The 14235-nt window shown below is 47.6% G+C and carries 11 protein-coding genes; 6 read left to right on the top strand and 5 right to left on the bottom strand.

Features of this window, described 5'->3' with window-relative positions; genetic code table 11:
* Positions 1-10: 10 nt before the first annotated feature.
* On the top strand, positions 11-574 hold the full coding sequence (locus BW972_RS18625) for a hypothetical protein (protein WP_007655532.1): 564 nt from the start codon (positions 11-13) through the stop codon (positions 572-574).
* A 19-nt stretch (positions 575-593) separates the two neighbouring features.
* Here BW972_RS18625 and BW972_RS18620 read toward each other — a convergent pair whose 3' ends face one another.
* The 5 genes from BW972_RS18620 to BW972_RS18600 all read right to left on the bottom strand — a co-directional run bounded on the left by BW972_RS18620 (position 594) and on the right by BW972_RS18600 (position 7927).
* On the bottom strand, positions 594-1379 hold the full coding sequence (locus BW972_RS18620; RefSeq protein ID WP_007655531.1) for a pentapeptide repeat-containing protein: 786 nt from the start codon (positions 1377-1379) through the stop codon (positions 594-596).
* 87 nt (positions 1380-1466) lie between these two features.
* Entirely contained in the window at positions 1467-1676 is a 210-nt protein-coding gene (locus tag BW972_RS18615; RefSeq protein ID WP_007655530.1) for a hypothetical protein, read from the bottom strand.
* A gap of 140 nt (positions 1677-1816) precedes the next feature.
* Positions 1817-3220: a dihydrolipoyl dehydrogenase gene (lpdA, locus tag BW972_RS18610; protein WP_076423246.1), complete on the bottom strand. Its 1404-nt coding sequence runs from the start codon at positions 3218-3220 to the stop codon at positions 1817-1819.
* Positions 3221-3492: 272 nt separating this feature from the next.
* Positions 3493-5058 carry a 2-oxoglutarate dehydrogenase complex dihydrolipoyllysine-residue succinyltransferase gene (gene odhB / locus BW972_RS18605; protein ID WP_076423245.1) on the bottom strand — a complete coding sequence of 522 codons (1566 nt, stop codon included), beginning with the start codon at positions 5056-5058 and terminating at the stop codon, positions 3493-3495.
* A gap of 115 nt (positions 5059-5173) precedes the next feature.
* On the bottom strand, positions 5174-7927 hold the full coding sequence (locus BW972_RS18600; protein WP_076423244.1) for a 2-oxoglutarate dehydrogenase E1 component: 2754 nt from the start codon (positions 7925-7927) through the stop codon (positions 5174-5176).
* A 132-nt stretch (positions 7928-8059) separates the two neighbouring features.
* On the opposite strand from BW972_RS18600, the gene BW972_RS18595 reads away from it, so the two are divergent.
* The 5 genes from BW972_RS18595 (at position 8060) to aspA (ending at position 13805) form a co-directional block, all read left to right on the top strand.
* Positions 8060-8683, top strand: a complete 624-nt coding sequence (locus BW972_RS18595; RefSeq protein ID WP_234986451.1) for a very short patch repair endonuclease — start codon at positions 8060-8062, stop codon at positions 8681-8683.
* 77 nt (positions 8684-8760) lie between these two features.
* Positions 8761-10488: a M28 family metallopeptidase gene (locus tag BW972_RS18590; RefSeq protein WP_007655527.1), complete on the top strand. Its 1728-nt coding sequence runs from the start codon at positions 8761-8763 to the stop codon at positions 10486-10488.
* A 330-nt stretch (positions 10489-10818) separates the two neighbouring features.
* Complete coding sequence (locus tag BW972_RS18585; RefSeq protein ID WP_007655526.1) at positions 10819-11049, top strand: hypothetical protein; 231 nt, start codon at positions 10819-10821, stop codon at positions 11047-11049.
* Positions 11050-11179: 130 nt separating this feature from the next.
* A complete protein-coding gene (locus tag BW972_RS18580; RefSeq protein WP_076423243.1) occupies positions 11180-12367 on the top strand; it encodes a ribonuclease D in 1188 nt (395 codons plus the stop codon).
* A 28-nt stretch (positions 12368-12395) separates the two neighbouring features.
* Positions 12396-13805: an aspartate ammonia-lyase gene (gene aspA / locus BW972_RS18575; RefSeq protein ID WP_007655520.1), complete on the top strand. Its 1410-nt coding sequence runs from the start codon at positions 12396-12398 to the stop codon at positions 13803-13805.
* The last annotated feature ends 430 nt before the right edge of the window (positions 13806-14235 follow it).

Raw genomic sequence — 14235 nt, 5'->3', positions numbered from 1 at the left:
TAAAACAGCTATGCAACACACGGATATACCTGCGCCTATCCTCTTTCATCCGCTCAAGCATCATCTGGGTTATATCCGGGAGTTTATAAAGGAGCAGGCTACTGCGGAGGAGGCAGCACTTGTCGCTCAGCTCAAAACGATAGGCAGTTCGCAGCTCGACCTATACCTGGGTGAGTTATTAACTCAACAAATTGCTTACGAGACTATCCTATACCTGCAAAAGCACCAGATTCTGGAGCCAGAAGCCTTCCAGACTTACTTATCAAGTAATAAGGCTGACTATAGAGTCATTACCTTGTCCGACGAAAGTAGTTGGGTATTGCGATGGGGAATTGTAGAAGGAAGGCATGTGCACCTGCATCCGGCAAGGTATAGCCAGCACACGATCCGGGTTAAGGCCAATACACTCAAAACCGCCATCGCAGCCAAAATGGCGGCACTACGCAACCAGCAGCCACCAAACCTTCAAATGATCAATCGGGTGCGCCAGCAATGGCTCAACTTGCCTCCAGTGCCGCTATACCTACCTCAAAGCTTGCTGCACAACCTGTTGCTGTTGCTCAAGGCCTGTTAGAAGTAGGTGTAGAAAACTTCTAATTGTTCACCAGATCAGCTCTCGATACTTTTCGGTTGTTGACTTGTGTGTACTTAAAGTCTTCATCACCATTAAACTCGGTTCTCTGAAAGTCCAGGTTATTGCCTACCTTGGTGTACTTGAAATTAGCCAGGCCTCTGAAGTTTGCTTGTCTGAAGCTGGCATCCTGACTGAACTTCGTATACTTGAAGTTTGCTTCTCTCCTGAAAGAAGCACGATCAAAGCTGGCAGTCTGCGGGAAGTTGGTGTATTTAAAGTTGGCTTCTTCTTCAAACTTCACATTGCTGTAGTCAGCTGATTTCGAAAACTTGCTGTACTTGAAGTTTGCCTCGTGCCGAAAGCGACTGCCTCCAAACGATACGTCATCTTTAAACTTAGTGTACTTGAATGCACTGTATCCTTCAAACACACAGTTCTCAAAGCGCACGGCCTTATCAAAATTCGTATTGAACACCTCGTTTTTTCTGTTAAATAGCTTGACATCCTGATTATCAGGGTTGTAGTAAGCCAGCACATCATCTTTAAATGTACAGTCAATAAAGGTCAACGGCACTTTCACGGTGCTCAGATACTCCTTCGTACTATACTTGTCATCAGATTTTTTCTCAATGCGCATGTTGTCCAGCGTCGTCAGATCCAGTACACCCACAATCACAGCATTTTTGTATGTGACAGCTTCACCACGGTTTATCTTATCAATGATTTCGGAAGCATTCACTCGGGTTTGTGCCCACGTCAGGAAAGGAATTGCTAACAGGAAGAGGAGTAGAAATGATTTTTTCATGGTTTTAAGGTATAAGTATTGAGTTGAACATCAGCTTATACCCCTTAGATGAAGCATATCCGGGAAAGGTTGCCTGACTATTATTTTTTATTCATCCAGAAACTGCACAATAGTGCGAGCGACGATCCAGAAAATCAGGAAAACAAATAGGAAGACTGCAGAAAAGGTAAGTGCTTTTTCTACCAGACTGGTACAGAGCAATTGACAAGTATAGCTTGCCACCAGGAAAGGCAGCAGAACACCGAGCCCCATCATGATTTTTAATGCTTTGTTGAAGGATTGCTGCGGCTCGTTCATAGCTATAACTATTTCAATTTTTCATGTTATAATACAACGTAATATCTTTGTTGAGAGTTATCATCACTATATAGTTATAAAGCAAAACAGCATCACCCTTTTTGGATGATGCTGTTTCTACAATAAGTAAGTTATTCGACTTAGATGTGCAAAGCGCGGTTTTCAGTCGCTGCCAGACAAGCCTCTTTAATGGCCTCCGTATAGGTTGGGTGCGCATGGCTCATGCGGGAGATATCCTCAGCCGAAGCACGGAACTCCATCGCTACAACTGCTTCTGCAATCAGGTCAGCGATACGCGGACCGATCATGTGCATGCCTAAGATCTCGTCTGTTTCTTTGTCAGCCAGCACTTTCACGAATCCATCGGTATCCATCGACGCTTTAGCACGACCAGATGCTTTGAATGGGAACGAACCAGTCTTATAAGCACGGCCCTGCTCTTTCAGTTGCTCTTCGGTATAGCCTACGCCTGCCACTTCTGGCCAGGTATACACCACACCCGGGATCAGGTTGTAGTTGATGTGCGGCTTCTGGCCTACAATGGTTTCAGCCACAAACACACCTTCCTCTTCGGCTTTGTGGGCTAGCATAGCGCCACGCACCACGTCACCAATAGCATAGATACCCGGCACATTGGTTTCCAGGTGGTCGTTCACGGCGATCATACCGCGCTCACCCATCTGCACACCCGCGTTCTCCAGGCCAAGCCCCTCCGTATACGGCTTGCGACCCACCGATACCAGTACGTAGTCGCCGTCAAACGTCACGGTTTCACCTTTCGGATTCTCAGCAGTTACAGTCACCGTTTCGCCTTCGTTGGTAGCGCCGGTTACTTTGTGGTTGAAGAAGAACTCGAAGCCGAGTGTTTTCTTCAGCACACGCTGCAGTTCTTTGCCCAGTGCACGGTCCATCGTCGGGATGATGGCATCCATGTATTCAATCACCTGCACTTTTGTGCCTAGGCGTGCATACACAGAGCCTAGCTCCAGGCCAATTACACCGCCACCAATCACAATCATTTTCTTCGGCACCTCTGTCAATGACAAAGCCTCTGTAGACGTGATAATGCGCTTTTTGTCAATTGGCAGGAATGGCAGTGCCGTTGGTTTAGAACCCGTTGCGATGATCGTTTTGTCAGTTTCGATCTGCTGCTCCTTTCCGTCTATACCTGCAATCTTGATCGTGTTCTTGTTCACAAAAGAACCCAGACCATAGTAAGTATCGATCTTGTTCTTTTTCATCAGGAAAGCGATGCCATCGTTGTTCGACTTCACTACTTCGCCCTTCCGCTTGATCATCTGCTGGATGTTTACCTGCAGGTCATTCAGCTCAATGCCGTGCTCCTTAAAGGTATGCGCAGCATTGTGGTAATGCTCCGATGAATCAAGAAGTGCTTTAGAAGGTATACAGCCCACATTCAGGCAAGTACCGCCCAGCACGTTATACTTCTCTATAATAGCGGTTTTCAGGCCCAGCTGCGCGCAGCGTATAGCTGCCACATACCCGCCGGGGCCAGAGCCGATTACTGTAACGTCGTATTTCATCTTTCTATACTTTGAAGAGAGGTATACTCTCGTTTCTGTTTTTGATTTCTTTTAATATGGCGCGAGCGTCTTCGCTCGTGTCTATTATTATGAGGCCTCTGGCCGAACTATGCCCGAGAAAATAGTTGAGCGTTTGCTATACCTGGGGGCCAGGGGCCCCTCTATAAAAGTCACGAGCGAGGAAGCTCACGCCATATCTTGGAATTGCAAAAGCACAATAAAAAGGAGGAGCAAACTCTAATCGCTTACCCCTCCTCTTCTATCTCAATACATTAAACGCCTAACAGCAGTCTCATTGGGTCTTCAAGGAGCTCCTTCACACGCACCAGGAAGCTAACTGACTCACGACCGTCAATGATGCGGTGGTCATAAGAAAGCGCCAGATACATCATCGGGCGAATCTCTACTTGTCCGTTGATAGCAACCGGGCGCTGCACGATGTTGTGCATACCTAAGATAGCCGACTGCGGCGCGTTGATGATCGGTGTAGACATCATGGAACCGAACACACCACCGTTGGTGATCGTGAAGGTACCGCCTGTCATCTCCTCAATTGAAAGTTTCCCGTCTCGTGCTTTCTTAGCCAGGCGGATCACTTCTTTCTCAATACCATCCAGCGTTAGCTGCTCTGCGTTGCGGATAACCGGAACAACCAGACCTTTTGGCGACGAAACTGCAATGGAGATGTCGCAGAAATCGTTGAACACCATGTCATTGCCATCAATCATAGCGTTAACAGCCGGCCACTCCTGCAAGGCTACGGTACAAGCCTTCGTGAAGAAGGACATGAAACCTAAGCCTACCTCGTGCTTCTCTTTAAACTTATCCTTGTACTTGGCACGAATATCCATGATCGGTTTCATGTCTACCTCGTTGAAGGTAGTCAGCATGGCCGTTTCGTTTTTCACCTGCACCAGACGACGGGCAACTGTCTTACGCAGCGAGCTCATTTTCTCGCGACGCTGGTTGCGGTCGCCGGTAGTGGCCGGAGCTGAAGCTTCTTGCTTAGCAGCTGGAACAGCAGCGGTTGGCTGTGAAGCTGACTTCTGAGCACCCATAGCGTCTTCTTTCGTGATGCGTCCGTCGCGGCCTGTACCTTGCACATCGGCAGGGTTGATGCCTTTCTCAGAAAGGATCTTTCCTGCAGCCGGTGATGGTGTACCTGATGCGTAAGTCTGTGCGCCAGACGGAGCAGCGGCAGCTGGCTGCGAAGCCTGTTGTGCAGCCGGAGCGCTTGGCTGAGCGGCTGGTTTAGATGCACCTGCACCAGCACCTGCTACGATGCGGCAAAGCAGCCCACCAATCTCTACAGTGTCGCCTTGCTGGGCTACGATCTGCAGTGTACCGGCAGCCTCAGCTGGCAGCTCAAACGTCGCCTTATCTGACTCCAGTTCGGCAATTACCTCGTCCATTTCTACATGGTCACCCTCGTTCTTCAACCAGCTGGCGATCGTTACTTCTGTGATAGACTCGCCTACGGTTGGCACGCGCATCTCCACGGTTTCGCCAGTGCCTTGCGCAGCGGCAGGAGCAGACTCTTGTGCAGCCGGCGCAGCGGATTCTTCTTTGGCGGCAGGGGCAGCTGGTGCGCTACCGGCCTCGCCGTTTTGCTCGATGCGGCAGATTGTGGCGCCCACATCAATGGTATCGCCTTCCTGCGCAACGATGCGTAAAATGCCTGCGGCTTCTGCGGGCAGTTCAAAGGTGGCTTTGTCAGATTCCAGCTCAGCAATCACCTCATCCATCTCCACACGGTCGCCGTCTTTCTTTAGCCACTGGGCTATGGTTACCTCGGTGATCGACTCACCTACAGCAGGCACTTTAACTTCTAAGCTCATATTTTTTTGATCAATTATGAATTACGAATTAAGAATTACGAGTGAATAATGATTAATGACGAATGAATAGTGATTAATTACATCCCGCTTTTCAATCGTCACTAATCACTATTAATTAGATCGCGAATGCTCTTTCAACCAGTTCCAGCTGCTCTTTGCCGTGGATCTTGTTGTAACCGGTTGCAGGCGATGCACTTGGCTTACGTGCCACTACATCTTCAATGCCATTGCGCATGATGCGCAGGATATACATCCAGCCACCCATGTTTTCCGGCTCTTCCTGTACCCAGTATACTTTCGCGTTCTTATACTTCTTCAGTTCCGCTTCCAGCTGCACCTTAGGGAATGGCGCCAGCTGCTCCATACGGATCAGGGCTACATCCTTGCGCTTGTTCTTCTGCTGTTCTTCCAACAGGTCGAAGTACACCTTGCCAGTGCAAAGCAACACTTTCTTCACCGACTTGGCAGAAGCGTAGTTGTCACCGATCACTTCTCTGAAACCACCTTTAGTGAATTCCTCTATTGGAGAAACCACGTTCGGGTGACGCAGCAGCGACTTCGGCGCCATGTTAATGGCTGGTTTGCGGAATGGCAGGGCCAGTTGACGACGCAGGAAGTGGAAGAAGTTAGCTGGTGTTGTAATGTTGGTCACAAACATGTTGTTCTCAGCTGCCAACTGCAGGAAACGCTCAGGACGGGCATTAGAGTGCTCCGGACCCTGACCTTCGTAGCCATGCGGCAACAGCATTACCACCCCGTTCATACGCTGCCACTTTGACTCTGTAGCGGCAATAAACTGGTCGATCATTACCTGTGCCCCGTTGGCGAAGTCACCAAACTGTGCTTCCCAGATTACGAGTGCATTCGGGTTAGCCATGGCATAGCCAAACTCAAAACCCAGCACACCATACTCCGACAGCAGGGAGTTGTAGATTTCCAGTTTTACCTGGTCTTCCTGGATGTAGTTCAGGTTAGAATAAGGAGCACTTGTGTTGGCGTCACGCAGTACAGCATGGCGGTGCGAGAAGGTACCGCGCTGCACATCCTGTCCGCTCAGGCGCACTACTCTGCCCTCAGCCAGGATAGAACCATAAGCCAGCAACTCGGCTGCTGCCCAGTTCAGCTGGCGGGTCTCAAAGAACATTTCCTTACGCTCTTTCAACAGCTTCTCAATCTGCTTGAGCGGCTTAAAGCCCTGCGGCACGTTTGAAAGTGCTGTACCCACTTTCTGGATCACTTCCTCTGCTATACCTGTTTCAGGCGATTGATTGAAATCTTCCGGCTTGGAGCGGCGCAGTTCTTTCCACTCTTTTTCCAGTGTCTGGTAATTATATGGAAGCGGCTTCTGCTTTACCATGTCCAGACGGTCCTGCAGCATCTGACGGAACTCCTTGTCCATTGTCTTCGCAAGCTCTGCATTAATATCTCCTTTGCTGATTAACTCTTTGTTGTATACCTCACGTGGGTTCGGGTGCTTCGAGATCAGGTTATAGAGGTGCGGCTGTGTGAACTTCGGTTCGTCTGCCTCGTTGTGACCATGACGACGGTAGCACACCATGTCAATGAAAATGTCGTTACCGAACTTCTGACGGTACTCTGTAGCCAGACGCACAGCGAAAACCACTGCCTCCGGATCATCACCGTTCACGTGCAGCACTGGTGCATCAATGATTTTAGCTACATCCGTGCAGTAGATAGAAGAACGGGCATCTTCGAAATCAGTCGTAAAACCAACCTGGTTGTTGATCACAAAGTGGATCGTACCGCCAGTCTGGTAACCTGAAAGCTTTGCCATTTGTGTTACTTCGTATACGATGCCCTGTCCGGCAACGGCTGCGTCACCGTGGATCAGGATTGGCACGATCTGCTTCGGATTGCGGTCGTACATGCAATCGATCTTAGCACGTACAAAGCCCTCTACCACCGGGTTCACCGCCTCCAGGTGCGAAGGGTTTGGTGCCAGTTTCAAGTTTACTTTGTTACCAGATGGGGTATCTACTTCAGAAGAGAAGCCCATGTGGTATTTTACGTCACCGTCTCCCATGGTCAGGTCTGGTGTGGCCGTGCCTTCAAACTCAGAGAAAATCTGCTCATAGGTTTTGCCCATGATGTTGGCCAGCACGTTCAGACGACCACGGTGCGCCATACCGATCACCACTTCTTTCGCCCCTAGCTCAGAAGCTTTGTCGATGATGGCATCCAGTGCAGGTATAGTCGTTTCGCCACCTTCCAGTGAGAAACGCTTCTGGCCTAAGAATTTGGTATGCAGGAAGTTCTCAAATACAACTGCCTCGTTCAGTTTAGAAAGAATGCGCTTCTTGTATTCTATACCTGGATTGAAGTTCAGGGACTCGTTCTCAATCTTGTTCTGTAACCAGGACAGTACTTCCGGATCACGGATATACATGTACTCGTAGCCGATCGGGCCTTCATAGATTTTCTGTACTGCTGCTACTATATCGCGCAGCTTGGCAGGCCCGATACCAACAATCTCACCTACCTGAAAAACTGTATCCAGGTCAGCCTCTGATAAACCAAAGTCCTTCAGGTCGAGCAGCGCTTTGCGGTCTTTGCGCTCACGAACCGGGTTGGTCTTAGAGCGCAAGTGCCCGCGGCTTCGATAGGCGTATATAAAGTTGCGTACTGCTACTTCTTTGTCGGATTCACCTGCTGCGGTGGCTTTGGCAGGGGCGGCAGTTGGAGCTTCCGCTGTTTCGTGGCCATTCTCAGTGTAAGTAGTTGAGAATTCATAGCCTTCGAAGAATTTGCGCCATCCAAAATCAACTGATTCAGGATCCTGCTGATAAGCCTTGTAAAGCTCATCAATGTAGGCTCCGTGCGCATTGGCGATATAGGTATATTTATCCATAACTAATGTTTACGGCTGTGTGTAAAGGCAAAGTTAAGAGTATTTACAAGAATTCAAACTTTATACATTCGCATAAGCAAATACTTCTCTTAATCAACATCATACCATCACATATACTATTTATATATAGTGTTGAATAATAAAGAGACTTATCATCTGACCATTCAAATTTATGTGTCCTATGTATGCTACTTTTTGTTTTCAATGAATCCTGGTTTTATCCGGCACTTTCAACATGGGCTGTTTGTTAAAAACTATCATAACAGCCTTTCAAAATTGGCCACCAGAAAAAAAGTCAAAAAGTATAGCCAGAAACCTGTTCCCCTCACTGCCCGTGAGAAAGTGAGCAAATACATGCGCGGAAACAAAAGCCGTGATACGAAACCAGAGCTTCTGCTGCGTCGTGCCCTTTGGCAGAACGGCCTGCGCGGTTACCGGGTCCATTGGCGCAAAGCCCCAGGAAAGCCTGACATCTGCTACCCATCCCGTCGGTTAGCAGTTTTTGTACACGGCTGCTTCTGGCATCGCTGCCCTCACTGCCAACCTACATTTCCAAAGTCAAACCTACGGTTTTGGGAAGAAAAGTTTATCAATAATCAGCTGCGAGATGAACGCAACAAAACACTGTACCGGGAAGCCGGCTGGCAACGGGTGGTGGTGTGGGAGTGTCAACTGTATCAGGACCTCGCATCCTGCCTCAGCCTGATCAAGGCACTGCACCGCGGTGTTCCTGCCAGCTGGGAAATAGCCGCCTGATCGAAATCCGGCCAGTTGCAACCAACGGTATGAATAAAAGTATTATCTTCAGTACTTTAATATACCTACATAACCCTATGAAAAAAGATATGATCGGCCTGGCTTTGCTCAGCCTGGTAACTTTTGGCTGCAACGAAAATGCCAGGGAAGTAGCAGACAGCGATGGCGAGCGCACTGCTGTTGCCGGTGATACGACCGGTTTGCTTGCTGCCCAGCAGAGTATAAACGCAAATGACCTCCTGCAGCACATCCGCGTGCTCGCTTCTGATGAGTTTGAGGGCCGCAGTCCCGGCACTCCCGGCGAAGACTCTACCGTAAACTACCTTACCCGTGAGTTTAAGAAACTTGGCTTGCAGCCCGGTAATCCGGACGGCAGCTTTGCTCAAAACGTCCCCATGTTTGGCTTCACCGCACAACCCCAGGCAAACTTTACAGCAGGTGGCAAAACCATCAACCTTTCCTTCCCAGATGATTACGTAGCTGTATCACGCCGCTTTGTTCAGGATGTGAATGTGAAGAACTCCGACCTGGTATTCGTGGGCTACGGTATAGTGGCACCCGAGTATGGCTGGGATGACTATAAAGGTGTGGATGTAAAAGGCAAGACCATTGTCATGCTCATCAACGACCCGCCTATACCTAGCCCGAATAATCCGGAGCAGTTGGACAGCACCATGTTTGGCGGCAAGGGCATGACCTACTACGGTCGCTGGACCTATAAGTATGAGATAGCTGCTGAGAAGGGCGCTGCCGCTGCCATTATCATCCACGAGACCGGTCCTGCAGGCTACCCCTACGAAGTGGTATCAGGAAGCTGGAGTCGCGAAAACTTCGATATCAGCAACGCAGGCAAGAACATGGACCGTGTAGCTGTCGAGTCATGGATAACGGAAGATAAGGCCCGTGAACTCTTTGCAGCATCAGGCAATAGCTTTGAGAAATTAAAGAACGCTGCCGCTCAAAAGGGCTTTAAACCTGTACCACTAAATGCCAAAGCGAACTTCACGATTAAGAACCAGCTGCGGGAAATAGAGTCGCGCAATGTGATTGCCAAACTGGAAGGAGCTGATCCAAAACTTAAAGATGAGTACGTGATTTACACAGCGCATTGGGACCACCTTGGCAAGGATGAAAAACTGCAGGGTGATCAGATCTATAATGGCGCTATGGACAATGCCAGCGGCACAGCAGGCCTGATTGAACTGGCAAAGGCTTTCACCCAATTACCTGAGAAGCCTAAGCGCTCGATCCTGTTTCTGGCTGTGACTGCTGAAGAGAAAGGTTTGCTGGGATCTAAATACTATGCGTCCAATCCGCTCTACCCACTAAACAAAACACTGGCCAATATTAACATGGATGTACTTAATCCTTATCACCCTACAGAGGATGTAGTCGTGATTGGGTATGGCAACTCAGACCTGGAAGATATACTGGCTGAGGAGGCCCGTACGCAAAACCGTCGTATCGTGCCAGAGGCTTCCCCTGAGAAAGGCTCTTTCTATCGCTCTGATCACTTTGAATTTGCCAAGCAAGGTGTGCCCGCGCTATACGCCAAATCAGGCATAGTCGCCCGCGACCAGCCAGCTGACTTCATAACCAAAAAACAAGAGCAATATACAGCTGAGCACTATCATAAGGTGGGCGACGAGGTGTATGACGACTGGAACCTGGATGGTGCTGTAGAAGATCTGCAGCTTTACTTCCGGGTAGGCTATCGTGTGGCGAACGGTACCTCCTATCCAGCATGGCGCGAAAAGTCTGAGTTCAGAGCAAAACGGGAGAAGTCCTTAGCTGAAGTGCAATAACTGAATTCTACTGGCCTTAAGGAGTCCTCCTGTAAATTCAGCAGGGCTCCTTTTTTAATGGCTTATAATAAGGGCTTAGTACTCTTTCCTCCATCAGTTCACCCATGCCTTTACATAAATAAAATCTTATTTTATAATAAACCCACTATAATAGGCCTGAAGCTATGCTTCTTCAAACAACCTCCACCCACCCTTTTAAAATGTTGTTTTACAACCAGATGCATTACATTCACAGGGATTACTATAAAAAAAAATAATCTTCCGGGTTACCTTTCCGTATAAACCGAATAAATAAGTACAAATTTACTTGTTTAACAAAATTTGAAAATCATGAAAAAGACAATAAAATTTGCATTTGCTGCATTCGCTTTCTTTGCTTTCACAGCTTGTGGTTCTGAGAACAACACAGCTACTGAAACTGACCGTATTGATGAGGTAGAAACCTCTGACATGGATATCGATGCAGACATGGACATGGAAGCCGATACTACTACGGTAATGGATACTACCGTTAATGACGGTGTAGCAGACGAAATTCCAGAAGAAAGACCTATTCAATAATCTACATAAATTTACGAAATGGAAAGCCCCCTTTCAGCAAGCTGAAAGGGGGCTTTTTTATACATCGCTAACTGAAGAAAAATAGCATTAGACGTATGGATATGGCTTAATACTTGTTTAAATTTAGCCAATGGAAAAATTATCTTTAGAAGAAGACGGTGTGGCAATTGAGCTTGTAGCCTCTGATGCAGATCTGCACCAGGCTATACAGCAATTAGAGCAGTGTGGCGAACTAGCCGTTGACCTTGAATTTGATCAAAACCGCTTTACTTATGGCTTTAACCTCTGCCTGATCCAGATCGCTGATGGCAAAGGAAACTGCTTTATAATAGACCCTTTTTACATTGATGATCTGACTCCCTTTTTCCAACTGATGGAGGACCCGACAATTACCAAGATCATCCATCACTCTAATAACGACATTCTGTTGCTTGACAAGATGGGATGCTCTGTTAAAGGTATAGTTGACACCGATGTTGCCGCCAAGATCCTGAACTATGAACGGTCTTCATTGGCTACCGTGCTTAAAGAGGAGTTTGACAAAGAGATTGATAAGTCACAGCAGTCCAGTAACTGGAATAAACGACCTCTTACCGAAGACCAGCTTCGCTATGCGGCTATTGATGTGATATACCTGCATAAAATAAAGGCCAAGCTGCTTCAGGAAATTGAGAAACTGGATCGCATGCACTGGTTTGAGGAAGAGAACCATCTCTTAGAGCAGCTTAAGTATACTGAATCAGAAAATCCACACTTGCGTCTGAAACACTCATACCGCCTTAACTATTACCAACAGTATCTCTTAAAGGGCCTCTATGCCTTTCGGGAGAATATGGCCCGACAGTTTAACAAACCAGCCCATTTCGTTATCCCGAATGATGCACTTGTCGAATTAGCCAACAACCCGAACGCCGACCTACACGAATGGCTTAACCATACAAGAGGTATACACGGCAACCTGAAGAAACCAAAGAACGAGCGCATGTTACAGGACGCACTGCAGGATGCTAAGGACGCAGCCAAGGCCAACCATATCAGCCATGATTATCCTGAGCATCGCTTCCAAAGGCCGCTGCGTACTCCTGAAACAGAACGTCGCAAAGAATTAATGACCGCGGTGCAAAAAGAAATTATTGCCAAGTATGGGGAGTACGCTTCCAAACTGATCATTAACCAAAGCCTGATTACGGACTATAGCCAGAATGGAAAATTACGCATCACGAAGAAATATGCAAGCGACATCGTCCTGGGGGTGGCACAGGATTTAGGTATAGAAATACATGTTTCTACTGCGCCTCAGCAGACAGGGAGTAAATAAATTCGCTTTAAAGAACACATCATATAGCATGGACAAAGTAAGGATAGAACACGACTTCCTGGGAGAAAAAGAAATCCCGCATGAGGTCTACTATGGAATTCAAACAACACGCGCACTTGAGAACTTTCATATAACAGGAACACCCATCTCAAAAGAGCCGCTATTTATAAAGGCCTTTGCTTATGTAAAAAAAGCAGCCGCTCTGGCCAACCATAAGTGTGGCGTGTTGAGCAAAGAGGTAACCGACGCTATTGTTTATGCCAGTGACAAACTGATTGCGGGTGAGTACCTCGATCAGTTTGTCACTGACATGATTCAAGGGGGTGCTGGTACTTCCGTGAACATGAATGTGAATGAAGTGATCGCCAACATTGGTTTGGAGCACATGGGGCGTGCAAAGGGCACGTATAACTATCTCCATCCTAATAACCATGTGAATTGCTCGCAGTCTACCAACGATGCATATCCTACTGCTTTCAGACTTGCCCTTTATTGGAAGATACAGGCCTTTATCGAGAGCCTCGAGGCTTTACAACAATCATTTGGACGAAAAGCTGAGGAGTTTAAAGAAGTACTGAAAATGGGGCGCACCCAACTGCAGGATGCTGTGCCGATGACTTTGGGGGCCGAATTCCACGGTTTCTCTACCACGATTCGGGAAGACATCCAGCGCCTTCATGAAGTAAAGATGCTGATCTGTGAAATAAACATGGGTGCTACGGCAATCGGTACTTCTATCAACGCACCACAGGGCTATCCACAAATGGTAACGGATATACTGCAGGAGATTTCGGGTGTGCCTGTTGTGCTTGCTGAGGACCTGATCGAAGCCACTTGTGATACAGGAGCCTATGTGCAGGTATCTGGCGTTATGAAGCGCTGTGCCATCAAGGTATCTAAGATCTGCAATGACTTACGCTTGTTATCATCAGGCCCACGGGCAGGTTTAAATGAGATTAATCTTCCGCGCATGCAACCGGGATCTTCCATCATGCCAGGTAAAGTAAATCCTGTAATACCGGAAGTGGTCAATCAAACGGCCTATTACGTCATAGGAGCAGACATGACGGTGACGATGGCTGCAGAGGCTGGTCAATTACAGCTCAATGTAATGGAACCAGTTATTGCGTACAGTTTATTTAATTCCCTGACTTTCCTGGAGAATGCATGCTATACCTTACAAAGTAAGTGCATTGATGGCATTACGGCTAACGAAGAGATCTGCCGCAATATGGTTATGAACAGCATCGGTATCGTTACATCGCTCAACCCAATACTGGGATATGAAGAGTCTGCCTCAATTGCTAAGGAAGCATTAGCTACCGGCAAGTCTATTCATGAGATCACAGTACTGGAGCGTAAATTGATCACTCAAGCTAAGTGGGATGAGATATTCTCTATGGAGAACCTGATCAATCCGAAGTTCATCAACATATAGTTGGAAAGGCAATTACTAAAAAAAGCGGCTGCATTTAACTAAGTGCAGCCGCTTTTTATTGTCTAATATTTAAGCTAAGAAATTAATATGATGTAAGCTTATAAGCAAGTTCTAGAAATAACTTAAGCTATACCTTTGATAGATGAATTAAAAATCAAAACCAGATGTATCACCTACTTTCGCTTTTATAGGATGGTATAGTTTGCTCTTACAGCTTTAGTATTGTCGAGCTGTGATTACACGCACTAAGGTTTACTTTTATCCCTTCACCTCATCTTGCCATAGCCTATTCTGCGTCATACTCCCGGCCTCTTGTGCTTTTAGTCCAGCCTGCTGCCTTCCCCTTCATTGCGGTGGGGGGTATTAAACGCGTACGGCCCCTGACTCTTGCGAATCAGGGGCCGTGCGTTGTTGGGGTTGGCGGCCACCT

It is taken from the genome of Pontibacter lucknowensis, from assembly GCF_900156415.1.
GTDB classification, from domain to species: domain Bacteria; phylum Bacteroidota; class Bacteroidia; order Cytophagales; family Hymenobacteraceae; genus Pontibacter; species Pontibacter lucknowensis.
Note: the sequence above shows the minus strand (reverse complement) of the source record. Positions and strands in the feature narration are given on the sequence as shown.